This is a genomic window from Rhodococcus cercidiphylli, assembly GCF_033042225.1.
Classification (GTDB): domain Bacteria; phylum Actinomycetota; class Actinomycetes; order Mycobacteriales; family Mycobacteriaceae; genus Rhodococcoides.
In genome coordinates this window covers 325484-351664 of sequence record NZ_JAWLKE010000002.1, presented here as the reverse complement: position 1 = coordinate 351664, position 26181 = coordinate 325484, and the positions used below count along the sequence as shown (strand labels likewise).

Below are 26181 nucleotides of genomic sequence, written 5' to 3'. Positions count from 1 at the left end.
CACGACCTCTGTGTTTGTGACCTGTCACAACAGGCAATGCGCAGTGCACGACATCGAACTTCGAGGTCGTTCCATCGGAAGGACCATATGCGCGCAGTGACCTGGCAAGGCAAGAGGAAAGTCGGCGTGGACACCGTTCCCGACCCGCGGATAGAACTGCCGACAGACGCGATCGTGAAGATCACGACGACCAACATCTGCGGTTCGGACCTGCATTTGTACGAAACACTCGGTGCCTTCATGGACGAAGGTGACATCCTCGGCCACGAGCCGATGGGCATCGTCGAGGAAGTCGGTTCGCAGACCGGCGATCTGGCAGTCGGAGACCGAGTGGTCATCCCGTTCCAGATCTCCTGCGGGCACTGCTACATGTGCGATTCGAGCCTTTACACCCAGTGCGAGACCACGCAGGTGCGCGAGCAGGGAACGGGTGCAGCACTGTTCGGCTTCTCCAAGCTCTACGGGCAAGTTCCCGGCGGTCAGGCCGAGTACCTCCGCGTCCCGCAGGCGCAGTTCACTCACATCAAAGTTCCGGAGGGACCGCCGGATTCGCGATTCGTCTACCTCTCCGACGTGTTGCCGACCGCATGGCAGTCCGTCGAGTACGCGGCAATTCCCGACGGGGGATCGGTGACGATCCTCGGACTCGGGCCCATCGGAGACATGGCAGCGCGCATCGCACAGCACAAGGGCGCGCGAGTGATCGCCGTCGACCTCGTACCCGAGCGACTCGCCCGCGCCGCAGCGCGGGGAATCGAGACGGTGAACCTGGCCGAGCACAGCGGTGGCGTCGGCGACGTCATCCGCGAGATGACCGACGGCCGGGGCACGGACTCGGTCATCGATGCGGTGGGTATGGAGGCGCACGGATCGCCGGTCGGCAAACTCGCACAGCAGATCGTCGGAATGCTTCCGGACGCCGTGGCCGCGCCGATGATGCAGAAGGCCGGTGTCGATCGACTCGGCGCGCTGTACTCGGCAATCGACATCGTCCGCCGCGGCGGAACCATCTCGATCATCGGGGTGTACGGCGGCATGGCCGATCCGCTACCGCTGATGACCATGTTCGACAAGCAGATTCAGCTCCGGATGGGGCAGGCGAACGTCAAGAGATGGGTCGACGACATCATGCCGTTGCTCGGTGACGACGATCCCCTCGGCGTCGACTCGTTTGCCACACACGAGCTTTCGCTCGAGGAGGCTCCGCATGCGTACGACATCTTCCAGAAGAAGCAGGACGGTGCCATCAAGGTGCTGTTGAAGCCCTAGCGACGTCCTTCGAATACAGCGATGCGGCCCGGAAGTTCACGGGCCGCATCGGTATTCGCAGAAGGATCAATCCATCTTCGTCAGTCGATGGAGATGACGTCCTTGGCGATTGCTGCCACGCGCGTCTGTCCTGCGGACACGACTCCGTGGCGGTTCTTGTGTGCCTCTTCGTACGTCACGACGGTGCGAACGTCGGTCGGGTTGGTGAGGTCCTTGATGGCGGCGACGGCGTCCGAGACGTTCAGGTCGTCGTAATCCGCTATCGGCAGCTCGTCGGCGTCGAGGGTTCCGCTGGCCGACCGCGCGGTGTGGATTGCGTCGGCGACGGTATCGACGCCCTCGCTACGGGTGACGTCCTCGGCTGCTTCGAGCGCTGCATCGCGACTTGCCGTCAGCGTCTTGACTGCCACGTCACCGGCGTGCGCGCCGCGGCCCAGAAGTCCGGCGAGGCGGTCCGGGGTAGCGCGAGCTGCGTCCAGTGCACGGTCGAGACCGCGAGCCGACCAGGTTGCGGGCGCGTTGACGATCTTGACCGCGGTGCCTGCGGCGGCCTGGAACGGGGTGCGACGCAATGCTGCGGGTCCGCCCAGTGCATCTTCCGCGAGGACGGTCTCGAGCCATTCCACCGTGGCGCTGTGCGCCGTGGCCAGCCGGGTCGCCAGAGCGACGACGGTGGGCTCGTTCGCTGCGGTGGCCAGAGCCTTGATGTACTTGGCGCGGCCCAGCAGCTGCTGCTCGAGGGCGAGATCGCCCAGCAGGGCCTCGTCGAACGGCTGTGCTTGCTCGGCCACTGCCTTGACTGCGGCGAGCGTGCGTCCCAGGAACGGCGACACGAGATCGGGCAGTCCTCCCAGTCCGCGAAGGGCTTCCTCGATGGCTGCGGCGCGGTCGCGACCGTTCGCGGCGTTCTGGGTCAACTCCCGGCGTACCGCCTCGGTGCGCGCCTGAACGACGCGAGTCTCGGCGATCTGGATTTCGGTGTTCGTCAGCTGCAGTGCGACACGCAACTGGGCGATCAACGTCGATGTGCTCATGGTGCTCCCCTTTCGGTCGGGTGGTCGATTTACTCTGGCCGATGCCTGTGGGTCACAGCGTGATGCTCGGCCCTGACTGCAGCATTACCCGTCGGTAGGTTCGACCAAACTGATGTGTCCGATATGTGAACAGCGACACGTACCCGTCGGCCTCCTTCCGCAGGTGCGGAACCTGACGGTTTCGATCGGCTGCCGACTGGACATCCGACATCGATGAACACCGAGCTGTACACAGCAACTGTCTCTGCCACCGCGACGGGAGTCACCTCCGACGACGGGGTGCTGTCCCTCGGTGTGCGCGAACCGAAGCAACTCGGGGGGCCGGGGGAGCACACCAACCCGGAACAGCTGATGGCCGCCGCATTGTCGAGCTGCCTGGTCGAATCTCTGCGTATCGCGCTCGGAACCGTCGGGGGCAGCGTCGACGAACTTGCAGTGAAGGGCACCGTGGTGCTCACCGACTCCGACGCATCCGGCTACGACGCGACGTTCGCACTCGCGGTATCTCTTCCCGGTACCGACGACGCCGAAGCAGTGTTGGCGCAGGCGACCTCGATCTGCCCGTTTCTCAAGGTCATCGACGGAGTGGAGGTCACCCTTGAATGACCCGTCGACGGGTGCCCTGTACTTCGGTGCCCGCACGAGATGACCTCGATACGCACCAGGGCAGCGCGGGGAGTCGAGGCGATCAAAGCCGGGTTCGCCCGCGAGGACACCACCTTGATCGCGGGCGGTCTTACTTTCTACGCCGTCATCGCCGTGGTGCCGCTGTTGCTCCTCACCATCCGCGCCTGCGCTCTGCTGGTGTCGGCCGACTGGGTGCGCGGGGGCTTCGACGCCATCTCGGCGTTGTTGCCCGACGCCCTGGGTGCTCGCGCGTCCGTGGACGGACTGGCTACTGCCGGAATCGAACTCGGCCCGATCGGCGTCCTGATCGCCATCTTTCCCGCGACGTTCTACGGGGAGGGCCTGCGCCGGGCGATCGTGCGGTTCGCTCCGATCCGAGAATCGTTCACCGGTTGGCGGGGTCGGCTGGCGATGGTGCCGTTCTTCGCCGCCGCGCCGGTCTTGCTGGCAGGCGTCCTCTGCGTAGCGCGGTTACTCGAAGCAACGACCGGTGGCGGCGGAATCGGTGCCATGTCGGCGCGCGTGTTCCTCGGCTTCAACTGCCTGTGGGTGATCCTGTCCGTACCCTTGGCATGGACCTATCGCGTGATTGCGCCACGTGCGGTGGGCTGGCGGGCGTTGATCGTCGGATCACTCGTCACCTCGTCCATCGTCACCGGGTTCGTCCACGGATTCATCTTGTTCCTGGCGATACCGGTGGACCTGGGTGCGCCGTTCGGAGGCCTCACCGCGATCGGCGGTGGAGTGGCAATGATGTTGTGGATGTTCGTGTTCCATGTGCTGGCTCTGGCCGGCTGGCTGGTCACTGCCGAGTTCGATCGGCCCGTCGATGCAGCCCGAACATCAACTGCATGAACCCGACGACTGCGAGCGCGCACGTCACCGACATTCCGATCGTCGCCGATGATCCGGCGGCGGCCGGAGCGGCACCGGCGACCGTCGCCGTGACCGCAGCCGCGATCACACGCGAGGGGCGCTCCCACACCGTCAGAAAACCGACATCTTCGATGCCGGAACCGACCGCGCGGGCACGGGCCATCTCGTGCAGCATTGTCGTCACACCGACCGCGAGGACGAGCGGCATCGGTGCTCCGAGCGCAAGACCGCTCGCCAGGAGCAGCAGGTCGCTGCAGCGATCGGCGACGGTATCGAGCAGGTACCCCCACTGAGTTTGGGAGCGACCGATCATCGCGACCCCACCGTCGATACCGTCGAGCAGGCCGGAGATCACGATCAGCACAGCCGCGATCAGTGGTGCCGAGGTGCCGGGGCGAGACAGGGCCACTGCTGCTCCTGCCACGACGACGGCGGTCAGCGTGACCGCGTGGGCGGATACGGACGCGCGGACCAGCGGCGCGCTCAGCGCATAGACGACGCGAAGCCAACCCGAGACCAACCCGGAAGCAGAAGGATCGATGCCGTTGTGCAGCGTCGACCACGTCGACAGATACTCCTCGCGAGTCGCCGGACGTACCGGCACACCCTGCTGCTTCGACGTACTGCGCTGATTGACCATCGAGAACCCTTGCTCGGCACTGACTGAGAGGAACTCGACGAGCAGGTGACCGGCGATTGCGCGTCGAGACTTCGATGCGGAGTACCCGCCCGCGGCGTTCTCAATCCGCACCGCAGCAGGACTATCGGTCGTCGTCGGAGTTGCTCGCTCTCCGCCGCGCTTTCAGTCGCGAGATCTTGATGCCCACGGCAGCGAGCACGATCAGCCAGCCCGAGATCAACACTCCGCCACCGACGAACGCCGCACGGCGCAGAGGATGTTCGTCGGCGTACACGTAACCGACTGTGCCCCAGATCAATGCGATGAGGGCGATGATCGCCATCATCCAGAGCATCGAATACAGCGTTCTGTTCATTGTTCACCCGACCTTGCTGTTACGTCGTCCCCGACGAGCGCGGACATCCATTCTTCCATCAGTGGCCGCCGCACCGTATTCCCCTTCACCAGGACAGATTCGGTTGATGTTCACCGGTCGAGATCCCGAATTCGACGGCCGTGCGGTGCATGTGCCCGAAGAGACCTTCGGCCGTATCGAGCCGATCACTACCGAGCGCATCGGCCCACCGCGCCGCGCGCGCACTCGACCGCGAACTGCGACACTCGACGACACCGCAGCCGCCGACGTCCACGGTCATGCGATCGGCACCGGTTGCCAGCATTCGGCGCAGAGCGTGCTCACCGAACAGTACGAGTCCGTGGACGTGTACGACCATGTGGCTGCGGCCGGTGTCGCCGGGCCGGCCCAGATGGACGCGTGGGTCCACGTCGCCCCACTGCTCTCGCAACGACGCCGCGTCCGAACCGTCCAGCCAGACCGCGCAATCTCGCTCGCGCAGAACGGAACCGACCGTGGCGAGCAGCGAGGCAGAGCTGTGTCCGGCGCACTCGACGACCACGACGATCTCGGGCACGGCGTAGACGAGGCCGTGAGTGCGAGCCGCAGGGTCGGTGATGCGCGAGGACAGCATCAGGGCTTCGAGATTCTTGCGTTCGCGATCCCCGCCCGTCCGCTCGGCCCATTCGGGTCCGTCGTGCCAGGCGACCGCTCGGGGCAGGTGCGCCAGGACGGCACCGGCGTCGTAGGCGCGATGCGCGAACTCCCAGTCCTCTCCGCCGTAGCCGACGAAGGTCTCGTCGAATCCACCGATCTCCGAGAACAGCCGACGGCTGCACGACATGACGGCGCTGATGATGAACCGGTACGAACGCCGATCGGCATCGAGCAGGTCTCGCGAGCGGGAATACCCGTCCCGAAGCCACCCCGGCTCCGACAACTCCGGTGGTCCGGAAAATTCGCCGAACCACCCGGCCACGTCCTCGGCGGACCAGCCCGTCAGATCGGCATGGCGTCGCCGGCCCACGGCGAGAGCATCGGGAACCGCCCCTGTCAGCCGTACCGATTCCGCGATGTAGCCGGGTTCGGGGACGGTATCGGCGTCCAGAAAACACAGAATCTCCCCGTCGGCCACCGATGCGCCGAGGTTGCGTACTGCCGCCGCGCGGAAGCCGAGATCGTCCTGTCGAACGACGGTGATGTCCAGGGCCGTCCGGAAGCCGTCGACGTCCGGTGCTTCGGGGGACCCGTCGTCGGCCACGATCACCTGGAGCAGCGAGGCCGGGTAGCTCTGCAGTGTCAGCGCGGTCAGTACGAACTCGAGCTGACGCTGCTGGCGAAAGTACGGGATCACCACGGACACTCGCGGTTCCCGATCGACCGGCTCGGCGAGATCCCACCGATTGCCCGGAACCACCCATCGGCCGTCGGGTAGCTGGTCTGCCGTTGATGCGCACTGTTCGTCGAACAGTGCGCGATACAGCACGGCTGCTTGCTCGAGCGTGGGGTAGGTGACCACGTCGCGGTTCTGCCAGGTCCTGTCGGGATGGCGCAGAGCCTCCGCCATCGCAGACGCGAGGCCGTCGACCGAATTCTCGTGAATCCACAGCGCCCCGGGGGAGTTGGTCTCCATTTCCTCCACGTACCGACCGCGCGGGACGAGTGGTCGACGGCCGGCCGCGATCCAGGAATTGATCGAACCCGATGCCGATACGTGTCGGTGGAACGCGACGGGAATCGCGATCGACCGCAGGATCTCGTTCAGCTCTGCATCGGGAACGAAACCGGTCGAGGTGAACGATCGGCCGAGTTGCTCTGCAGCACGGCCGAGTTCGTCGATCATGGATTCGTGGCCCGGTGATGCGGACCCGATCGAGAGAAAGTCGACGTCGGTGTCCAGCGACGTCATGGCATCGAGCACCTCCTCGTGCCCTTTGCCCGGGTAGACGAATCCGAGTACGCCGACGAGTTTTCGCGGGGCGACTCGGTCTTCGGTTCGTGGCTCCGCGCGTCCGATCGGAAGCGGGATCACCCGAACGTCGTCTCCACCGTCCAGGACGTCGTCGAGCAGTAGCCGCTCGTGCATGCTGGAGACGACGACGGCAGCGGCGCAATCGGCCACCCGCCGGTAGCACTTCTTCCGCGCCTCGAATGCGTGGCCGTCGGATGCCTGCGGGACATCGTGCATCGTGACGGTGATCGGTGCGCGGTGCCGCTGCGCGAAGGCGACGAAAGCATCCGCCGCCGCCTCTGCAGTACGGCCGAACAACCGGTCGGTGAAGTGCACGTGGATCGCACTGTCGAGGGGGAGCTGCTCGAGATCCGATATCACCGGACTGGCTGTGGCGGAGGCCAATTCGCGCGCACAGCGGACGACACCGTGCTCGTCGGGCCCCATGACGAGATGAAGTACCGTCCCGGTCACGGTGCCAGCTCCAGGGTACGGATCAATTCGGCGTGACGTTCCAGCGCCGCATCGACGAACTCGGGACGATCCGCGTACCACTGCAGGTGCGCGCGGTGAACGGAATCCGGCGACACGGCAGCGCCGTCCACCGACCAGTTCGGCCGCGAATCACCTTGCAGACCCAGAGCATTCAGCACTCGCCCCTCGACGGGCGCGCGAACGCCGCCGAGCAGTTCGCGTCCCGGATCTCGCACCGTGCTCCCGGTCCCCAACTGATCGAGTATCCGCTGGGCGAGAGCGCCGAGCACCACGTTGGTCGCATGGTTGATCGTGTGGGTGGCGTCGATCCCGGCATCTGCGAACAGGTCGGAGGCAACGATGTCGGTGTCTCGGCGTTCGCGTCGGCGCAACTCGTCGAGGCTCGCCTCGGCTGCCTGTCGCAGACCGTCGTCCGAGACCGGTCGATCCCAGTCCTCGTCGCCGCTCAGGCCGCGACGGGCGGCGAGAATCGTCCGTAAGTCGTGGTACGGCACCATGTTCGGGACGGCAGCGGGGTCGCTCGGGTGTCGAACGATGACCTGGAAGGGGTGCAGCCCCGCGTATCTGAGTACCGGCCACCGGACCACGGTGGCGCCGGGTGCGAGCGCGTCGGCGAGATCGGGTACCCCCAGTGGCAGCGACCGATAGCCGGCTCGAACCGGCTGGGTGAGCAGCACCGACGCCTGGCGCACGAGGCGGTCGACGTGGGGCAGGTCCGAGGCTTCCAGCTCGTGTACGGGAGGGATGCGTACCGTGCGCAGCGGCATGGCCGGGTCGGAACCGAGGAGGATGCGCAGTGCCTCGGCCTGGCAGTTTCCCCAGACGAGCAGGAGCGGTCCGTCCTTCTCGGCGTCGTCCGCCGGTCCGTAGAATTCGCCGTAATGGCGGGTGCGACCGTCCATGCTTGCCCCGACGTCGTGTGATCGTTCTTGTTGGACCATTCTCTCGTCAACGTAGACCCGGCGGACGGGCTTCGCCAACCCCGATTGAACCCGGCTCCAACTGGGTACAGGCTACGTATCGCGTGTCGGGACCAGGCACGATCCACCTGCCTGTACCCGAAGGAATTCATGATTCGCGTTGCATCGGTTCCGTCCTCGCACGCCTATGTCCGACACCTGCAGCCCGTCGTCGGTGCCGCCCCACACGAGATGTCCGTCGACCCGGCGGTGATCGTGCTGCCCGATCCGACCCCGGTGAGAGTCGACGTACCCGGCCAGTGGTGGCCCCCACGACTGCTCGATGCTCGGTGGCTCGCCGAGCAGACCGACGTGCACTTCGATGTGCTGCACGTGCATTTCGGGTTCGAGTCCTTCACGGCCGACGAACTCACCCGCACCGTCGAGCATCTGCGCGCCCACCGGCAGCCGTTGGTGCTGACGGTCCACGACCTGCACAATCCCCATTTCGCGGACAGCGCCGATCACCTGCGACAGTTGGACGTACTGGTTCCCGCTGCCGCCGCCGTCATCACCCTCACCGCGGGAGCCGCTGCCTGGATTCACGATCGGTGGGGCGTCGAGGCAACAGTGGTGGACCATCCGCACGTCGTGCCACTGGAGCGGATGACACTGCCGCGCCCGGAGTCGGACTCGTTCGTCATAGGCGTCCACGCCAAGAACCTGCGGTCCAACATGGACCCGTTGGCTGTGATGGATGCGGTGGTCGAGGCCGCACGATCGCTACCCGACGCCACTGTCCGGTTGGACATCGACGAGGACGTGTTCGAGTCCTCCAGCCATTGGTACAGCCCGACGGTCGGCGCAAAGTTGCTGGACTACACGAGTTTTCCCGATGTCGACGTGCGCGTGCACGAACGTTTCGACGACGACGCGCTGTGGGACTATCTGTCGTCGATCGATGTCTCGGTGTTGCCGTATCGATTCGGAACCCACTCGGGCTGGCTCGAGGCCTGCCGCGATCTCGGTACCGCCGTGGTCGCGTCGGACTGCGGCTTCTACGCAGATCAGGCCCGGGTGCACAGTTTCCGAATGGGAATCGATTCGTTCGATCCCGAAACCCTCGTTGCTGCCGTGCGAGCAGCGCACGCCGATCGAACGCCTGCGCTCGATTCGGGCGTTCGCGCGGAGCAACGACAGCGAATCGCAGCAACTCATGCCGCGATCTATTCAGCAGTGACAAAGGAGATGCGTTGAACGAGAACCCACTTCGCATCGCGGTGTTGGCGTCGTCGAGTTTTCCAGTGGCACAACCCTTCGCCGGCGGTCTGGAGGCGCACGTCTACAACCTGGTGCGCGCGCTTACCGAGCGTGGACATCAGGTGAGTCTGTTCGCTGCAGACGGATCGAGCGTCGACCTGGACGCAACGATGCTGCCGGTCCGAACGTTGGATCTGACGCCGATCTCGATCGCCGACGTGGCGATCACTCCCACCGCGATCCGTGAGCATCACGCGTATCTGGCGGTGATGTTGGAACTGGCCGGGACGCTGTCTCGGTCGTTCGACATCGTGCACAACCACAGCCTGCACTACCTGCCGCTGGCGATGTCGGCGACGCTGTCGGTACCGATGGTGACGACACTGCACACACCTCCGTTCGCGTGGCTGGAGTCCGCGGTTGCGTTGGCTCCTCCGGGTGCCAACACCTTTGCCGCTGTCAGCGAGTTCGCCGCCTCGCAGTGGGCCGATGTCACCGCCGGAACCGTCGTCATTCGCAACGGAATCTCGTTGGAGGACTGGCCGTTCGGCACCGGGGGCGACTACGTGGTGTGGTCGGGTCGGGTGGTCCCGGAGAAGGGGCTGCACCTGGCCATCGCGGCTGCGAAAGAAGCAGGGCGCTCGCTGCGTATCGCCGGTCCGCTGAGCAATCTCGAGTACTTTCACGAGTTCGTCGAACCCGTGCTCGACGAGAACATCCGGTACGTCGGACACCTCGATCAGCCCGCCCTGGCGGCGTTGGTGGCAGGTGCCGAGGTCGCGCTGGTCTCGCCGGTCTGGTCCGAGCCGTACGGCCTGGTGGTCGCCGAAGCGCTGGCCTGCGGCACTCCCGTCGCCGCGTTCGCCAGGGGCGGCATACCGGAGATCGTGGACAGCTCGTCGGGAGTGCTGGTGGCTGCCGACGACGTACACGGCCTCGCCGCAGCGATCCCCGCGGCGGCAGCGCTGAGGAGGTCCGACGTCCGGGCCCGGGCGGAGAAGGTGTGCTCGATGGGCCGGATGGTGGACGAGTACGAGGCGCTGTACCACTCGACTCTGGCCGCGGCGGTCGACTCGGTGGACGACCGACTCGCGATCGCATGATCGGCTACTACGCGCACCACCACGGGGTCGGTCACATCACCCGTTCCGACGCCATCGCACGGTCGATGGCCGAGCCGATGACGGTGTTGTCCTCGCGTGCTCGACCGACAGCGCATGCGGCGGCCGAGTGGATCTCGCTTCCTCTCGACGTGGACGACTCCGTGAAAGGCGATGCGGCGGTGGACAGTTCGGCTGGAGGGGTGCTGCACTGGGCTCCCCACGACGTGGACGGTCTGACCGAACGGATGGCGATCATCGCGGAGTGGGTGGCGCGCGAGCGACCGCGGGCAGTGGTGGTCGACGTATCGGTGGAAGTAGCGATGTTCCTGCGGCTCATGGGTGTTCGCGTGATCGTGATGGCGATACCGGGGGAGCGGGATGATTCGATCCACAACCTCGCCTACCGGGCTGCGACCCACATCGTCGCACCGTGGTCCCGCGAGGTCTACGACCCGACCTGGCTGCGGCCCTTCGCCGAGAAGACCACCTATGCAGGCTCGATCAGCCGGTTCGCCGAACGTGAGCGAGACACTGCCCACGCCGATCCGACCGTGGTGGTTCTGGGCGCCGCCGGTGGCACGGCGCTGACCCGAGACCTGGTGGACTCGTGGTCGGCGGTGGACGGCCGCTTCGAGTTCCGCGCACTCGGCGTCGCAGGCGGCGACTGGGTCGACGACGTGTGGCCGGTGCTGTGTTCGGCGGCACTCGTCGTCACGCACGCCGGCCAGAACGCCGTCGCCGACGTCGCTGCTTCGGGCGCGCCGGCCATCGTCGTGCCGCAGGCCCGTCCCTTCGACGAGCAGCATGCCACCGCCGCGGCGCTGGCGGGCGGCCCGTTCGCCGAGGTTCTCGACTCGTGGCCGTCCGTCGCGCGATGGCATGCTGCGGCCGATCGCGCTCTCGAGATCGGTGGCCGGCGGTGGTCCGCGTTGCGTACCGAGGGCGCACCCGCACGTGCTGCCAGGGCGATCGAGCAGGCCGCACCTCGAACGGCGCGACAGTGAAGACCGTCGTCGTCACCGTGGTGTCCGGTCGGCACGAGCACCTGGCCGCTCAGGTGCGCGGTCTGAGTGCATCGGAAGAGCAGGTCGAACACGTCGTGGTCTCGATGGGCGACGACGCGATAGAAGACGTGCTCGCACGATCGGGTTCGGCGGCGACGTGCATCGACATGCCCCCGCAGACCCCGCTGCCGCTGGCCCGCGCCCGCAATCGAGGCGCGGCCGCAGCAATCGAACGTGGCGCGGAACTGCTGGTGTTCCTGGACGTGGACTGCATTCCGGGCCCGAACATGATCGAGCAGTACCGCCGTGCGGCAACGCTGCCCGGCAACGAGCGATCCCTGCTCTGCGGCCCGGTGACCTATCTGAAAGAGAAGGACATCGGTGCGGAGGGCAAGGCTCTGACGTTGCTGACCGCACCGCACCCGGCGCGGCCGAACCCGCCGGTCGGCACCGTCGAGCGCGGAGACAACTTCGATCTCTTCTGGTCGCTGTCCTTCGCGGTCGGGGTAACGACCTGGACCGAACTCGGCGGCTTCTGCGAGGACTACACCGGCTACGGCGGTGAGGACACCGACTTCGCAGCCACCGCGGAGGCGTCGCGCATGGGGTTGCGGTGGGTCGGTGGGGCGCACGCCTATCACCAGTTCCATCCGGTCTCCGATCCTCCGGTGGAGCATCTCGACGACATCGTCGCCAACGCGCGCACGTTCTTCGACCGATGGGGGCGGTGGCCGATGATCGGATGGCTCGACGCCTTCGCGGCTCGCGGCCTCGTCGAAATCGACGGCTCCGGGATCCGCCGCACGGCCGACCGACTCGTTTAGGCTGGGTCGAAATTCGGCCGAATGGAGTCTCGACGTGCCTACGCCTTCTCACCCGTTGCGTTCGCTCGGATTTCTCACGATCGGGCTGTTCGACGAGTCCGACCCAGCGCGTGGCCACGAATCGACGTTGAACATCATCGAACTCGGTGAGAAGCTCGGCTTCGACAGCGCATGGCTTCGGCATCGTCACCTGCAGTTCGGGATTTCCTCACCCATCGCAGTCATGGCTGCGGCATCGCAGCGTACCGACCGGATAGCGCTCGGTACGGCGGTGACACCACTGGGTTGGGAGAACCCCCTACGGCTCGCCGAAGATCTGGCGACCGTCGACGTGTTGTCCGGTGGGCGGATCAACCCCGGAGTCAGTGTGGGACAACCGATGCAGTTCGAGCGGGTCAAGCATTCGCTCTATCCCGACACAGCGGACACCGAGGATTTCGGGTACGAACGGGTGTCGAGGCTGCTCGGGTTCGTCGCCGGGGAGCCGGCGTCGACGTGGTCGGGGACCGAGGGTATCGAGTCGTATTCCGCTCGCGTGCAACCGTATTCACCCGGTCTGCGTGGCCGGATGTGGTACGGGGGAGCGAGCCTGCGGTCAGCGCAGTGGGCCGGTGAGAACGAGATGAATCTTCTGATCAGCAGCGTGGTTCGCGCCGAGGAGTCGATCGACTTCGACGAGATTCAGCTCTCGCACATTCGGCGCTTTCGTGAGTTCCACCCGGCCGGGGGTGGTGCGAGAGTCTCGCAGGGGTTGGTGGTTATCCCGACCGACAGTGCGAGCCCTTCGCAAACGGCCAAGTACGAGGAGTACGCGCGTGGGCGATTCGCGCGCACGCTCGAGCCGCAGGGTCCGGCTCGGATGATGTTCGCGCCCGACCTCGTCGGGACTTCGCAGAGGATCGCCGAGAAGTTGTACGCCAACAGGTCGTTTCGAGAGGTGGACGAGGTAGCGTTCGCGTTGCCGTTCAGCTTCGAGCACGAGGACTACGTGCAGATCTTGACCGACATGGCGCACAACCTCGGGCCCCTACTCGGATGGGTGCCCGCGCAACAGTGAGGGCGATCGGCCTCCGCAGCCGATCGCCCTCACCGAGGTTTGCTCGCCGGTGACTAGCCGCCGGTGATGGGTGAGTTGAATGCGCACGGGATGGACCTCGTGGGGAAGCCCTTCGGATCCAGTGCATTCTTCACGATGCCGATCGCGCGAGGCGAGACCGAGATCGACAGGTGGTCCGACAGATCGATCTCGCAACCGTTCTGCAGGGTGACGTTGTTGACGGTGGCACCGGGACCGGCGGTGAGGAACGTCGTCTTGTACGGGGTGACGACCTCGTCGTACTTGGTGCCGATCACGGTGTACTTGATGCCGGGGTCGGTGTCACCGCCCACTGCCAATCCCTTGACCAGATCCGAGTCGATGACCTGGTCCGAGGCGGCGGGTCCGGCGATGGCACCGACGACGCCGAGTACGTTCAGGCCCAGGTTGTTGATCGTGCGACCCAGAGTGCCGATACCGACGAGTGTGGTGCCGTGGTTCGATCCGGCAACGCTGACGACGGTGTTCACCTTGTTCTTCGTCGGGTCGGCCGGGTTGGCGCCACCCTCGAAGCGCAGGTACTGGCGGGTTACGAGTCCACCCTGGGAATGGCCGACGATGTCGACCTGAGCGGACCCGGTGGCGGCGCGCACGGCGTCGATGTAGGTCGCGATCTCCTTCGCGCTCGACGCGACGGATGCCGTGCCGCGCAGCGACTCGAGATTACCGACGATGCTCGAGTCCCGGTCGCCGTAGTTGAGCGCGAAGATGCAGTAGCCCTCTTTCTTCAGCGCAGGCGACATCCGCGCGAAGTTGTTGTAGGCGTTCTCCCACGTGCCGTGCAGCAGCACGACCGGACGTGGATGCGCTGCCGACGGCTTGCAGTTCCAGTCGTTGGCACCCTGAGGTGCGACATTGGGGTTGACAATGCTGTACAGGAATCCGGCCAGGAAGTTCTTCTGCTCCGGTCCGTAACCCGTGGTCTCGGTCCGTGGGTCGTAGGTGATGGTCGCGGGAGCTGCGGATTCGATGTTCGGCTGGGCGATGCCCTGGTCGGCGGCCTTGGGTGAGGCCTCGGTCGGACCGGGCGGAACGACCGTGTCGCCCTGCACGGTGGCGGGCGGAGCAGGTGCGGTGGCGGGCTGTGCCTGTGCTGCGACACCGGTACCGAGGGTGAGTGAGCACGCCATTGCGGCGATCATCGCGGTGCGCACCGTCGTTGCCTTCCGCGTCGTGCGGGAGGTGGACCGAGAAGTGGTCATGGAGCCTGACTTTCGACGAGGGTTGTTGGACAAGGCGGAACATTAAGCGCGGATTTCGGTGATTCTCGTTCTCCTGTCAGGCGTTTGGAATCTGCCCGTAACCGCCGAGTCGTATGTGAGAGATCGTCACAACTGAGCACCGACGACCCGAATCCGAACCGACTGCCGGATATTTTCGGAAAAACAATCCACAGGTTTGATTGTTGTTCTACTGTTCGTAGCGGGGAAACAAACCTGAAGTAGGTTTCGAGTGCGAGGGGTGGGGTCTTCGGTGACGGCAACGGAAAGCGTGCACGTGTCGCAGGAGGAATACGTCAGTGGGCGACGGGCCTCCGACCGTCTGCGGACTCCGAGGGAGACTGCCGCACGCATGCTGGATCAGTACTTCGGCGAGCCCGAGGACACACCACCGCCGCGCGAGTGCGCCCGCGGCGAACTCGACGACATGACGACGACCTGCTGCGAACTGGCGACCGGAGTACTCGAATCCGGGCGGCTACCGATACCCGGTGCGATGGACGTCTTTCGCGACGCAGCGACCCGGTGGGCCCGAGACGGCGTACCGCTCGTCCGTATCCAACATGCCGTCAACGAGGGCTGCGCACTGGCTGTGCGACAGGCACCGCGCCCGGGCGACGGGGGTGCCGACGATCGACTCGCCGACGGAACCGTCCTGGTCATGGAACTGTTGGACGTCGTCACCGCGGCCGTGTCCGATGCCTACCTGACGGAATTTCGTACGCTGGCTCAGAACGGTCCCCGTCACGACGTGGAACTGCTGGACGCGCTGTTGACCGGTGACGGCACGGCTCGCAAGATCGCCGATCGGATGGGAACGCTGCTCGCCGAGGATTATCACGTTGTCGCCCTGCACTTTCCGGCCCATGCCGACGAAGGTGGCCGTCGGATCGACGCGGCGATGATGGCGGCTCGAAAACTGCGAAGAATACACACCGCGCTGGCCACATTCGACGCGGACTGCGTGCCCATCGCGTCGATCAGTCCCACCGGCGGAACCGTCCTGCTGCCCGATGTCCCCGGCGTCGACGTCGGCGACTTGATCGATCGTCTGGCCGACGCGGGTCAGGTGGCGGTGACTGCGACAACCGGGTCGGCCGCGATCGACGACATCGCCGCTACCGCGCCTCACCTGTACGAACTGCTGAGTCTCGTGCGTCGGCTCCGATACGCACCAGGCACGTACCGGATTTCGGATCTCGTGTTCGAGTACCAGGTGAGCAGACCGGGCCTGGGGCGCAAACACCTTGTGACACTGATCGATCCGCTGCGCGATTCGGTCGACCTGTTGCCGACGCTGCAAGCATTCGTCGATTCGGACTCCAACCGAAAGAAGACGGCCACCTGGCTGACGGTGCATCCCAACACCGTCGACTACCGTCTCAAAAGGGTGGAGCAGCTCACCGGACTCGATCCGATGAAGCCGTCCGGACTGCGAAGACTGCACGCTGCTCTGATCGCCGACCGCCTCGAGGCCCGTCGCGTTCCGGTGGACGAGCGATCACTGTGACCGCGCCGGACGGCGCGGTGCTCGCAGCGTCGGCGGCACTCGATTCGGTGGAGTCCGTGGCCGCTCTGTTTCAGCCCGTTGTCGAACTGGCCACCGGGACAGTCGTCGGATACGAGGCTCTGGCCAGGTGGCCGTCTCCGAGCCTGGCCGTGCCCGAGGACGTGTTCGCGCTGGCGAGAGAGCGCGGACTGGTGGGTCGCGTCGACGTCGCGTGTCGCGCCGCCGCGCTGCGGGCGGCGCGTGAACGCGCCTACTCGCGTCGGGTGCGTTTCTTTCTCAACATCGAGCCGGGCTGTTTCGCCGACGAACGCGACGTCGACATCCACCTCGACGCGATCGGTGACGACCTCGACGTCGTCCTCGAGATCACCGAGCGAGACCTCGACCGCAACGTGCCGTTGCTGATGGCTCTGGTCCGAGGAGCCCGCGCTCGCGGCATCTCGGTGGCCATGGACGACGTCGGTGCCACGCCTGCAACGTTGGCGCTGTTGGCCTCGGTCGCGCCGGACATCGTCAAACTCGACGCGTCGATCGTGAGGTCCCCGTACCGCTCACGCGCCGCGATACGGCAGGTGCGCGCCTACGTCGGTTCGAGCGACGCCGTTCTGCTGGCCGAAGGAATCGAAACCCGCAGGCATCTGCGTCGCGCCAGGTCTCTGGGAGCAACCCTCGGTCAGGGCTGGATGTTCGGACGTCCCATGCCGCTGCCGAATCCGCCGATCTGACGAGGGACCGGGAACGACGAAACCCCGCACCCTCGACGGCCGAGGCCTGGGTGCGGGGTTTCGTTTCGACCGATCGAGACGATCAGTTCTTGAACTTGTCCTTGATGTTGCCTGCGGCGTCCGAGACGTCGTCGCCGACCTGCTTGGTCTTGCCCGACGCCTGATCCTTTGCGCCTTCGGCAGCAAGATCGTCGTTGTCGGTCTTGTGGCCGATCTTTTCCTTGGCTTCGCCCACGAGCTCTTCTGCCTTGTGCTTTGCCTTGTCGATGAAATCAGCCATGGTGAACTCCTCGAAATCGATTGTCTATCCGTTCACGAGTAGCTATACCCGTGATCGACGTCGGTAATCACGAACTGCACGTGCGGCGGGTTCTGCCGGCCCGATTCGGGTAATCGACGCCCATGGACCCAGATACCGATATGCATTCCGCCCCCGATATGCCCTCACCCGAACACCGGCGCCCGAGCGGAGTGGACGATGCGACCGTGGCCGCGGTGGGAAAGTTGTCCGAGGCGCTCGAGTGTGTGGAGCGGGCCCGGGGACACCTGTACTCGTTCCACCAACTGATGGGGCATTCGGACCTGCTGTTGGGTGAGGCCGTCGAGGCACTCGCCGAGGCAGATCACGACGCGATCGCGCAGCGGATCGACACGGACATGATCGGCAGAAACATCGCACCGGGGCGTTGGACGTTCCAGCTCGTCGAGGAATTCGACGACGGATACTGGGGCCCGTTGCGCGAGCACGAGCGGGCCGTCCGAGACGAATTGCTCGACGGACGTCGCCACGTGTTCGAGGCCGAGATGAAGGAGAAGCGTCGAACCCACGGCCGCAGCGGGCACGAAGCGAGACCGTCCGACTGACGCCGGCCCATGAAAAAGCACCGACCCCGCCGGTTGACGGCGAGGTCGGTGCGTAAAGCGTGAGTGTCTAGCCTGCTTGCTTCGCCGCGTCGACCTCGCTGGTCGCGTTGGCGGTCGAGAGCTGACCACCGGAGTTCTCCAGGTGTGCCCGCACGAACCAGTGGAAGAGTTCGAGCTGCGCGCTCTGGCCGATGAGCATGTCCTCGGTCACCGGGTCGATCTCGCCGACCTCTTCGATGTTCTTCCGAGTGGTCTCGATGACTCCCGTGTAGACCAGGTCGAGTGCACCGAGGTGCTCGATGGCCGTCGCGCGACCAATCGAGTAATCGTCCCAGCTGCGCTCGGAGACGATGGTGCCCGGGGTGCCCTTGGCCGAGGAACCGAGGGTTGCGATGCGCTCGGCGACGTCGTCCGCGAATCCGCGAACTGCTTCGACCTGCGGGTCGAGCATCTCGTGTACCGAGATGAAGTTGGGACCGACGACATTCCAGTGAATGTGCTTGAGGGTCAGGTGGAGATCGTTGTAGGCGTTCAGTCGATCCTGAAGGATCGCGGCGACGCGCGCGCCCACTTCCGAGGTGAGTCCGGGAACGGTGTACGAGTTCTTTTCAGCCATGTGCAGTGATTGCCCCATCCCCCTGGAACACAAACATGCCCCGCCGAATCGAATCGGCGGGGCATGTGTGGTGAAGGGTCAGGGCTTGTCGAGTCGCGGTGAATCCGTGCTCGACGTGCCGGTCGGCGAGGTGCCGGCCGAGGAGGTTCCGTCCGTCGGATCGACGATCGGGCTGTCGGCAGCGACCTTGTCGATGGCGTCTGCGTCGTCCTCCTTCGGGGGATTCTTCAGGCTCAGAATGATCGAGCCTGCCAGGACCACGATGATGACCACCAGGCTGACCAGCGAGGGAATCTCGGGGATCGAGGTACTGATCACCTTGTGTCCGGCCTGCAAGATCAGCTTGACGCCGATGAAGGCGAGGATGATCGCCAGTCCCTTGGACAGGTAGTGGAACTTCTCGAGCAACCCTGCGAGCAGGAAGTACAGGGCGCGTAGACCGAGGATGGCGAACGCGTTCGAGGAGTAGACGATGAAGGGGTCGTCGGTCACCGCAAGAACTGCCGGAACACTGTCGACTGCGAAGACCAGGTCGGCGGCCTCGATGGCCACCACGACGGCGAGAAGCGGCGTGGCCACTCGCTTGCCTGCTTCCTTGACGAAGAACTTGGTGCCTTCGTATTCGTCGCGGACAGGAATGATCTTGCGAAGCAAACGAACTGCGATCGAGGTGCTCGGGTCGTACGAGTCGTCCTCGTCCTTCATCAGCTTGTATGCGCTGTAGAGCAGGATGGCGGCGAATACGAACAGAACGGCAGCGAACTTGCTGACGATGGCCACACCGGCGGCCAGGAAGATCGCGCGGAAGACGAGGGCACCGATCACACCGAAGAACAGCACGCGGTGCTGGTACTCACGGGGAACCTTGAAGTAGCCGAAGATCAGCGCGAAGACGAAGAGATTGTCGACGGACAGACTCTTCTCCAACAACCAGGCCGTCGTGTATTCGACGCCGGCCGTGGTGCCCAAGGTGAAGAACACCACGATGCCGAAGATGATGGCCACGCCGACCCACAGTGCGCTCCACCATGCGGCTTCCTTGAAACCGATGATGTGGGCACCGCGGTGTGCCAACAGGTCGATGGCCAACAGGATCAGGACGACGGCACCGAATGCCGCCCATGCCCACCAGGGGACGACGTTCATGAACGGCCACCTCTATTCGTGAATTTGCTGCCGAGTTGCTTCAACTTCGCCTGATTCTCGGGCTTGGTTGCGTACCGACGTGCTTGGTCGATCATCTTCTTGCCCTGTGGGCTGCGAGCGAACGATGTCAACTTCTGTGTCAACGACGCCATCTTCACACACTCCTTCTCGTTCTCGTCTGTCTTCGTCTTGCCGTTTTTCCGGCCGTACGTTCGGGCCTGGGCGGAAAATACTGCGTCTTTCCGCGACTACTCCAGTGTGACTGTTCGCTTTCCTGCAGGCATGGTCGTTTTGCGGACACGTTTCGACCGATTTCGTTGCCGGGTTACGGCAAGTTCAGCGGCCCCGCTGAGTCACGACGACGAGCCGACCTCGGGCCAGTCGAGCAACTTCGCTCCGAGCACCGCCGTGTGCAGCGCGAATGCCTCGACGGGGTTGCCCACATTTTGCCCGGTCAAATCCTTTATTCGCGACAACCTGTAGGTCACCGCCCGTACCGACAGATGCATGCGGCGCGCGGTGGATGCAGTGTTCGCACCGGTGTCGAAGTACACCTGCAACGTCTCCAGCAGTGGACCCGCGCCGCCTCGCGCGCTCAGCAACGGTGTCAACAACGTGTCGACCAGATCGGCGATCGCCGCGCGATCGCTGATCAGGACGCGGTAGACGAGCAGATCACGAGCATCGACCACCGATGCGTCGAATCCGAGCGAGGCTGCGAGATCGAGTGCGTCGAGGGCTTCCCGGTACGACGCCGCGACACCGACCGCCCCGCTGCGTGGGCGGCCGACCCCGATCTGCGTCCGGCCGTATTCCCCCTTACGACGTAGATCGACCGATTCGCTCGAGGTCGATGTGGACGTACCGAGGGCCCGTCCCACCCGGTCGAGGACGTGGTCGACGGCGACGAGGTCGGGTGCCGGGAACACCAGGATCAACCTGTCCTGCTTGGTGGCCACGAGCAACTCGGCGTCGCCCTTGCTGCCCTGCACACTGCGTTCGACGAGGGTGATGGCAGAGCTGGCGTCGGTGAAGGGCTTGGTCGACGTCACCACTGCCACCACATGAGGACTCGACAGATCGAGGCCGAACGTTTGCGCCCGCCCGAGCACCCCGGCGACATCGGAGGTGCCCGAGAGCAGATCGTCGACGAATTCACGGCGGGCGAGCACCTCGGCTCGCACGAGAGTGCGCCGGGCGAGCTGGAATCCCTCGGCCAGTTCGGCCACCGCGTCGTCGACCGCGCGCAGCATCACCTCGCCTGCGGTGACGACCCCGGCCGGGTCCTCCGCGGCGGCGACGACAGCGGGTAGTTCGCGCCACAGTCGCCACGCCGAGCTCAGGTACAGATCCAGCAATGCCCGCAGTGCGACGCCCGCGCGGGCAGCAGCATCACCCTGCGCTCGGAACTCGTGCAGCTGCGGGCGGCTCAGTGGGACGCCGGCATCGACGGCGTCGGCGAGGACTTCGAGGAAGCTGCCCAGCAGAGCGACGTCGAGTCCGCCGGCGTCCGAAGCCGACTGCGCAGCGACGGAATCGAGCGGTAGCGCGTCGCGCTGTGTGGCCATGTGTGTCTTGCTCCTCGTCGACTCCCATCATCGTAAGTCGCCGAAACCGATCGGTTACACGGGTGTGGAAGCATCGTCGCGCGCGACTCGGCGTTCGACGAAGGTAGGTAAATGACACGATTCGGCTCGGTGACCGTCGTCGCGATCGTGTGCGTGCTGTCGGTCAGCGCGTGCTCTGCACCGTCGCAATCGGGAGCGGCATCGGCCGATGCACTGGTGTTGGCCGACGGTTACGAACTCGGCGGTTTCAACCCGGTCGCCGGGTACGGTGCCGCGGGCGAGGCGAAGATGTACGACGGGCTGGTGCGCATCGGCGGCGGCGACGGTCTGCCACCGCTCGAACCCGCACTCGCAGTCGAGGTTCCCACGGCGAACGACGACGCGACGGTGTGGACGGCGACACTTCGCGAGGGAGTGGTCTTCTCCGACGGGTCCGCGTTCGATGCAGCCGACGTCGTCGCCACCTACGAGGCGATTCTGGATCCGGCATCGGCGTCCGAGGCGAGATCGTCGTTCGACATGATCGACGAGGTCGTCGCGATCGACGATTCGACCGTCGAATTTCGACTTGCCTATTCGTACGCGCCGTTTCCGACGAAGTTGCTCATCGGAATCGTCCCGTCGGAAGCCGTTGCGGAACCCGGGCTCGCCGCCGAATCCCCACTCAACCGCGCACCTGTGGGAACCGGCCCCTACGTTCTGGTGGATCTGTCGCCGGATCGAGCCGAATTCGAGGCCAACGACGACTACTGGGGCGGTGCGCCCGAGGTGAAGAAGCTCACCCTGCTGTACGTCCCGGACGACAACACCAGAGCCCAGCGGATGGCGGCGGGCGACATCGACGGGACGAACCTACCGCCGCTTCTCGCGCAGAGCCTGGACGGACGCGAGGGAATGTCGTTGTCGTCCAATGTCTCCGCGGACTGGCGGGGTGTGTCGTTGCCGACGAACTCACCGGTCACCGGAAACCGGGACATGCGTCTCGCCCTCAATCTCGCCGTGAATCGACAGGCGATGACGGACGGGGTGCTCGGCGGATACGGCCGACCGGCGGCCACACCCGTTCCGCCGGTGTTCGGCGACTCCTACGAACCGACTGCGGTGTTCGAGTACGACCCGGCCGCGGCCCGGCAGATCCTGTCCGACGGCGGCTGGATCCCCGGTCCCGATGGCATTCGCACGCGTGACGGACAGCGCGCAGAGATCACCGTGATGTACAACTCGACCGATACCGTGCGTCGAGATCTGGCGCAAGCTTTCGCGTCCGACGCGGTGGCGGTGGGGGTCGAGGTCACCCTCGAAGCACTGTCGTGGGACCGGATAGACCCCAGGATCGGCGTGGATTCCACGATGCTCGGTGGCGGAGAAGAGCCGTTCGATGCCGATACGCAGGCATACCGCACACTCGACTCGTCGTTCGTCGCGCCGGGCGTCGGAAGTGTCTACGACAACGCGGCCGACTACTCGAACCCGACGGTCGACGCCGCCCTCGACACCGGCAGGCGCAGCCTCGACCCTGCGGTACGCGCGGAGGCGTACCGGGAGATGCAGCGCGCCTACGTGGCCGATCCGGGATACGTCTTCCTGGTCTTTCTCGACCACACGTACGTATCGAAGGATTCGGACTGGACGATGTCCGGCCCGGTACTCGAGCCGCACTCCCACGGCGTCACGTGGGGTCCGTGGTGGTCGTTGCAGACGTGGACTCGCGCGTCGTGACCGTCGATCGACGGCACGCCACGACTTCGCGCGGCATCGGAGCGATGGTGCGCCGTCGACTGATGCTGCTGGTTCCGGTGTGCGGTGTCGTCTCGCTCGGTCTCTTCGCCGCCGCAGCGGTGTCCCCGTTCGACCCGCTCGTCGGGTACCTCGGAAACCGATACACGACGACGACGGAGGCGGACAAGGCGTCGATGACGGTTGCCCTCGGCCTCGATCGGCCGTGGTTCGTCGCCTACTGGCAGTGGTTGCAGGGCGTCGTGACAGGAGATCTGGGTCAATCGCGATCCTACGGACAGCCGGTGAGTCAGGTTCTGGCCGAGCGTATTCCGTGGACGATGTTGTTGGCGGGAGTCGCGCTGTCGGCCGCGATTGCGATTGCGTTCACGGTCGGCATCGCTTCCGGCATTCGTGCCGGCGGCCGGTTGGACCGCTTCGTCGCCGCCGCGTGCGTCACCGTTCAGGGAGTGCCGCCGTTCGTGCTCTCGCTCGCCGCAATTGCGGTGTTCGCGCTCGGTCTTGGATGGTTGCCCGTGGCCGGACTCTCCGACGGCGGCAGCGATCCCACCCTCGGTGGAGTACTCCGCCATCTGCTGCTGCCCGCGTCGGTTCTGGCTCTGTCTCAGGTTCCGTGGCTGCTGTTGTCGGTTCGCGAGTCCATCGTGTCCGCGCGTGGCGAGGACTTCGTGGCAGGTGCGGTGGCTCGCGGCATTCCCACCGCCCAGATCACTCGCCGCCACATCGTGCCCGCCGCATCGGCCCCCTTCGTCAACGTCGTCGGAGTTCGACTGCCCGAGTTGGTCGTCGGGGCAGTACTGGTGGAAGAGATATTCGGGTGGCCTGGCGTCGCAGGAGCTGTCGTGCAGTCGGCACGCGATCTCGACATGCCGTTGCTGGCCGTGCTGACTCTCGGAACCACTGTCGCGGTCATGCTCGGCTCTCTGCTCGCCGACGTACTGGTCGTGCGACTCGATCCGAGGGTGCGTGCGGATGGATAGGCGAACGGCGATCGCGAGCGTGGCCCTCGCCGCTCTGACCGTGTACGCGGTAGCGGTCCCCATGCTCGCGGGGGTGGACGATCGCGTCGTCGACTTCTCGTCGGCGAGGCTGGGGCCCTCGGCGCAGCATCCGTTCGGCACCGACTCGGCCGGCCGAGATCTGTTCGTGCGCAGCGCATCGGCCATCGGCACATCGTTGCTCATCGCGGTGGCCTGCGCGGCACTGGCGACGGTCCTCGGCTGCGTCGTCGGCCTGGCCGCGGGGGTCTGGGGTGGGCGGGTCGATCGCATCGTCATGCGCAGCACCGACGCCGTCAACGCGCTGCCCCACCTGTTGCTCGGCATCGTGATCGTGGCGATGTTTCGCGGTAGCGTCGTCGCCATCGTGGCGTCGATCGCGTTGACACACTGGACCCAGGTGGCTCGCATCGTGCGCTCGGAGATCCTTCGGTTGCGCGAGCGAGAGTTCGTCGACGCGGCAATTCTGGCCGGGGCCAGTCGTTTTCACGTGGCAACTCGACACTTCGTTCCTGCCGTTCTACCCCAGGCCATGATCGCCGTCGTCCTGTTGCTCCCGCACGCGGTGTGGCACGAATCGACGCTGTCCTTCCTGGGGTTCGGGCTGCCTCCACACGAGCCGAGCCTGGGTACCCTGCTCGAGGAAGCCCGCAGTTCTCTGCTGCTGGGGAGTTGGTGGACCTTGGTGTTCCCCGCCGCGATACTGCTTGTCGCCACGCTGTCCGTGGCCGTACTGGGTTCGGCACTACGGACGCGGGTGACGCCGGCGCGTCCGTCGGAGCTTCGCCTGTGACCCGGGGTCTGTCCGTTCGAAATCTGACCGTTCGCATTCCGATCGGTCGACGGTGGGTGCATGCCGCCTCCGATGTCGATCTCAAGGTTCCGGTCGGAACCGTGACCGCTCTGGTCGGCGAGTCGGGCTGCGGCAAGTCGATTCTCGCGGCGACGGTGATGGCGATGTTGCCGGTCGGAACGACCGTGAACGGATCGGTCCTGGTCACCACCGCGGAACGGGAATTCGACGTGACGAGTGCGGCAGGGTTTCGGGGCAGGGACGTCGCGCTCGTTCCGCAGTCTGCGGCAACACATCTCACGCCGACTCGAACCGTCCGATCGCAACTGGACGAGACGATCGCCGCACACGGAGGTCCGTCGACGTCCGATCGGCTCGCCGAGCGGGTGGGGCTTGCTCCGGCACACCTCGATCTCCATCCACATCAGCTCTCGGGTGGAATGGCTCAGCGGGTCGCTCTGGCCGGAGCGCTGGCCGCGGATCCCACGGTGATCGTCGCCGACGAGCCCACCTCCAACCTCGATCGCGCGGCCGTCGACCACGTGCTCGGGCTACTGCGGGCGTGCGCGGACGACGGCGCAGCGGTACTGCTGATCACCCACGACCTGTCGTCGTTGATCAGGACGGAGGTCGCCGATCGCATCGCCGTCATGTACGCCTCGCGTCTCATGGAAACGGGACCTGCCGCGTCGGTGCTCGAGAATCCCCTGCACGACTACACCCGGGACCTGCTGGACGCGCTGCCCTCTCGCGGGATGACTCCGCTCCCGGGATCGCCGCCCGAGTTGACCGACCTTCCCGACGATTGCGTCTACCACCTCCGCCGGCCACTGTCTCCACACTCCGGTGGACCCACGGAAATGGTGATGGTGGGCGCGCGGTCGTACCGAACGAGAGTGCACCGATGAGCCTGGACGCGGTGGCCGTGAGCGCCGGCTACCCGGGTGGCCCCGATGTGTTGACACAGGTCAGCGTTTCGGTCGAACCGGGAACGATCACGGGGCTGACCGGCCCGTCCGGTAGCGGAAAGACAACCCTCGCGAGAGTGCTTGCGTTGCTGCAGAAACCCCGAACCGGATCGGTGCTGCTCGACGGGACCACGGTGCGTGGCGTCGGGTATTCGGTACCTGCGACGTCACGCGCACAGATCGCGCTGCTGTTCCAGTCTCCACGGCAGGCGACCGATCCACGGATGACCCTGCGCTCGATCATCGAGCAACCAGCGGTCATCGCCGGGCGCTCGGTCGATGTCGCGGATCTGGCAGAGCAGGTTGGCCTGACCGCCGACCTGCTGTCCCGTCGCCCACACCAGGTCAGCGACGGGCAATTGCAGCGCGCCTGTGTCGCACGGGCGTTGGCGCAACGGCCGCGCTATCTGATCTGCGACGAGGTGACGTCGATGCTCGACGCGGCGACGACGGCGTCGATCGCCAGATCGGTCGAACGACAGGCCGTCGACGGCGGACTCGGTGTGCTCGTGATCAGCCACGACGAGGATCTGTTGGACGCTCTGTGCTCTTCCGTGCACCGTCTGAGCTGAGAACCACATCGAGAACTCGCGGAGACGAGCGAGCCGGTTCGGTGTGCGAATC

At 65.5% G+C, this 26181-nt stretch carries 27 protein-coding genes; 16 read left to right on the top strand and 11 right to left on the bottom strand.

The features are described 5' to 3' along the window. Positions 1-87 precede the first annotated feature (87 nt). A complete protein-coding gene (locus R3P95_RS05215; protein WP_149405263.1) occupies positions 88-1269 on the top strand; it encodes a zinc-dependent alcohol dehydrogenase in 1182 nt (393 codons plus the stop codon). An 80-nt stretch (positions 1270-1349) separates the two neighbouring features. On the opposite strand, the gene R3P95_RS05210 is transcribed toward R3P95_RS05215, so the two are convergent. After that, positions 1350-2303, bottom strand: coding sequence for a hypothetical protein (locus R3P95_RS05210; RefSeq protein ID WP_068050324.1), 954 nt, complete (start codon positions 2301-2303; stop codon positions 1350-1352). Between the two features lie 213 nt (positions 2304-2516). Between R3P95_RS05210 and R3P95_RS05205 the strand changes: the two genes are divergently transcribed. Together R3P95_RS05205 and R3P95_RS05200 are read left to right on the top strand one after the other, a co-directional pair. Further along, positions 2517-2909: an OsmC family protein gene (locus tag R3P95_RS05205; protein WP_094639042.1), complete on the top strand. Its 393-nt coding sequence runs from the start codon at positions 2517-2519 to the stop codon at positions 2907-2909. 39 nt (positions 2910-2948) lie between these two features. Then, positions 2949-3785: a YihY/virulence factor BrkB family protein gene (locus tag R3P95_RS05200; RefSeq protein WP_317547503.1), complete on the top strand. Its 837-nt coding sequence runs from the start codon at positions 2949-2951 to the stop codon at positions 3783-3785. Here R3P95_RS05200 and R3P95_RS05195 read toward each other — a convergent pair. From R3P95_RS05195 to R3P95_RS05180, 4 genes are all read right to left on the bottom strand, one after another. Then, complete coding sequence (locus R3P95_RS05195) at positions 3733-4557, bottom strand: CDP-alcohol phosphatidyltransferase family protein (RefSeq protein WP_317547501.1); 825 nt, start codon at positions 4555-4557, stop codon at positions 3733-3735. The two genes, R3P95_RS05200 and R3P95_RS05195, sit on opposite strands and share 53 nt — an antisense overlap. A gap of 10 nt (positions 4558-4567) precedes the next feature. After that, the gene (locus R3P95_RS05190) at positions 4568-4801 is read right to left on the bottom strand and encodes a hypothetical protein (RefSeq protein ID WP_231893824.1); all 234 of its coding nucleotides are present in this window, start codon (positions 4799-4801) and stop codon (positions 4568-4570) included. Between the two features lie 85 nt (positions 4802-4886). Further along, positions 4887-7205: a glycosyltransferase gene (locus tag R3P95_RS05185; RefSeq protein WP_317547500.1), complete on the bottom strand. Its 2319-nt coding sequence runs from the start codon at positions 7203-7205 to the stop codon at positions 4887-4889. Beyond that, entirely contained in the window at positions 7202-8128 is a 927-nt protein-coding gene (locus R3P95_RS05180) for a WcbI family polysaccharide biosynthesis putative acetyltransferase (RefSeq protein ID WP_317547499.1), read from the bottom strand. Before R3P95_RS05180 ends, R3P95_RS05185 begins: the two co-directional genes overlap by 4 nt. Before the next feature lie 168 nt (positions 8129-8296). On the opposite strand from R3P95_RS05180, the gene R3P95_RS05175 reads away from it, so the two are divergent. From R3P95_RS05175 to R3P95_RS05155, 5 genes are read left to right on the top strand one after another with little or no spacing between them, the layout of a single operon-like run. After that, complete coding sequence (locus R3P95_RS05175; RefSeq protein WP_317547497.1) at positions 8297-9382, top strand: glycosyltransferase family protein; 1086 nt, start codon at positions 8297-8299, stop codon at positions 9380-9382. Then, a complete protein-coding gene (locus R3P95_RS05170; RefSeq protein ID WP_317547496.1) occupies positions 9379-10488 on the top strand; it encodes a glycosyltransferase in 1110 nt (369 codons plus the stop codon). Before R3P95_RS05175 ends, R3P95_RS05170 begins: the two co-directional genes overlap by 4 nt. Then, positions 10485-11492: a glycosyltransferase gene (locus R3P95_RS05165; protein ID WP_317547495.1), complete on the top strand. Its 1008-nt coding sequence runs from the start codon at positions 10485-10487 to the stop codon at positions 11490-11492. The genes R3P95_RS05170 and R3P95_RS05165 overlap by 4 nt, the downstream gene beginning before the upstream one ends. Beyond that, positions 11489-12316 (top strand): glycosyltransferase family 2 protein, encoded by an 828-nt coding sequence (locus tag R3P95_RS05160; protein ID WP_317547494.1) that lies wholly within the window; start codon positions 11489-11491, stop codon positions 12314-12316. The genes R3P95_RS05165 and R3P95_RS05160 overlap by 4 nt, the downstream gene beginning before the upstream one ends. 34 nt (positions 12317-12350) lie before the next feature. After that, a complete protein-coding gene (locus tag R3P95_RS05155; RefSeq protein WP_317547493.1) occupies positions 12351-13373 on the top strand; it encodes an LLM class flavin-dependent oxidoreductase in 1023 nt (340 codons plus the stop codon). Between the two features lie 53 nt (positions 13374-13426). Here the strand turns inward: R3P95_RS05155 and R3P95_RS05150 are convergent, their stop codons facing one another. Beyond that, positions 13427-14614 carry an esterase/lipase family protein gene (locus R3P95_RS05150; protein ID WP_317547492.1) on the bottom strand — a complete coding sequence of 396 codons (1188 nt, stop codon included), beginning with the start codon at positions 14612-14614 and terminating at the stop codon, positions 13427-13429. Positions 14615-14885: 271 nt separating this feature from the next. Between R3P95_RS05150 and R3P95_RS05145 the strand changes: the two genes are divergently transcribed. Next, positions 14886-16142 carry a PucR family transcriptional regulator gene (locus R3P95_RS05145; RefSeq protein WP_317547491.1) on the top strand — a complete coding sequence of 419 codons (1257 nt, stop codon included), beginning with the start codon at positions 14886-14888 and terminating at the stop codon, positions 16140-16142. Then, the gene (locus R3P95_RS05140; protein WP_317547490.1) at positions 16139-16867 is read left to right on the top strand and encodes an EAL domain-containing protein; all 729 of its coding nucleotides are present in this window, start codon (positions 16139-16141) and stop codon (positions 16865-16867) included. The genes R3P95_RS05145 and R3P95_RS05140 overlap by 4 nt, the downstream gene beginning before the upstream one ends. Positions 16868-16949: 82 nt before the next feature. On the opposite strand, the gene R3P95_RS05135 is transcribed toward R3P95_RS05140, so the two are convergent. After that, complete coding sequence (locus R3P95_RS05135) at positions 16950-17147, bottom strand: CsbD family protein (protein ID WP_068050352.1); 198 nt, start codon at positions 17145-17147, stop codon at positions 16950-16952. Between the two features lie 140 nt (positions 17148-17287). Between R3P95_RS05135 and R3P95_RS05130 the strand changes: the two genes are divergently transcribed. Beyond that, entirely contained in the window at positions 17288-17731 is a 444-nt protein-coding gene (locus tag R3P95_RS05130) for a hypothetical protein (RefSeq protein ID WP_317547798.1), read from the top strand. A 67-nt stretch (positions 17732-17798) separates the two neighbouring features. Here R3P95_RS05130 and R3P95_RS05125 read toward each other — a convergent pair whose 3' ends face one another. From R3P95_RS05125 to R3P95_RS05110, 4 genes are all read right to left on the bottom strand, one after another. Continuing rightward, positions 17799-18347, bottom strand: a complete 549-nt coding sequence (locus R3P95_RS05125; RefSeq protein ID WP_032397614.1) for a Dps family protein — start codon at positions 18345-18347, stop codon at positions 17799-17801. Positions 18348-18425: 78 nt separating this feature from the next. Beyond that, positions 18426-19493, bottom strand: coding sequence for a TerC family protein (locus R3P95_RS05120; RefSeq protein ID WP_269594305.1), 1068 nt, complete (start codon positions 19491-19493; stop codon positions 18426-18428). Continuing rightward, positions 19490-19645, bottom strand: a complete 156-nt coding sequence (locus R3P95_RS05115; RefSeq protein WP_179275604.1) for a hypothetical protein — start codon at positions 19643-19645, stop codon at positions 19490-19492. The genes R3P95_RS05120 and R3P95_RS05115 overlap by 4 nt, the downstream gene beginning before the upstream one ends. A 201-nt stretch (positions 19646-19846) precedes the next feature. Continuing rightward, on the bottom strand, positions 19847-21061 hold the full coding sequence (locus R3P95_RS05110) for a PucR family transcriptional regulator (protein ID WP_094686563.1): 1215 nt from the start codon (positions 21059-21061) through the stop codon (positions 19847-19849). Positions 21062-21172: 111 nt separating this feature from the next. Between R3P95_RS05110 and R3P95_RS05105 the strand changes: the two genes are divergently transcribed. The 5 genes from R3P95_RS05105 to R3P95_RS05085 are packed head-to-tail and all read left to right on the top strand — an operon-like array spanning position 21173 to position 26129. Then, the gene (locus R3P95_RS05105; RefSeq protein ID WP_317547488.1) at positions 21173-22780 is read left to right on the top strand and encodes an ABC transporter substrate-binding protein; all 1608 of its coding nucleotides are present in this window, start codon (positions 21173-21175) and stop codon (positions 22778-22780) included. Continuing rightward, positions 22735-23778, top strand: coding sequence for an ABC transporter permease (locus R3P95_RS05100; protein ID WP_317547487.1), 1044 nt, complete (start codon positions 22735-22737; stop codon positions 23776-23778). Before R3P95_RS05105 ends, R3P95_RS05100 begins: the two co-directional genes overlap by 46 nt. Further along, positions 23771-24589 (top strand): ABC transporter permease, encoded by an 819-nt coding sequence (locus R3P95_RS05095; RefSeq protein WP_149405276.1) that lies wholly within the window; start codon positions 23771-23773, stop codon positions 24587-24589. Before R3P95_RS05100 ends, R3P95_RS05095 begins: the two co-directional genes overlap by 8 nt. After that, complete coding sequence (locus R3P95_RS05090) at positions 24586-25497, top strand: ABC transporter ATP-binding protein (protein ID WP_317547486.1); 912 nt, start codon at positions 24586-24588, stop codon at positions 25495-25497. The genes R3P95_RS05095 and R3P95_RS05090 overlap by 4 nt, the downstream gene beginning before the upstream one ends. Then, the gene (locus R3P95_RS05085; RefSeq protein ID WP_317547485.1) at positions 25494-26129 is read left to right on the top strand and encodes an ABC transporter ATP-binding protein; all 636 of its coding nucleotides are present in this window, start codon (positions 25494-25496) and stop codon (positions 26127-26129) included. The genes R3P95_RS05090 and R3P95_RS05085 overlap by 4 nt, the downstream gene beginning before the upstream one ends. Positions 26130-26181 lie beyond the last annotated feature (52 nt).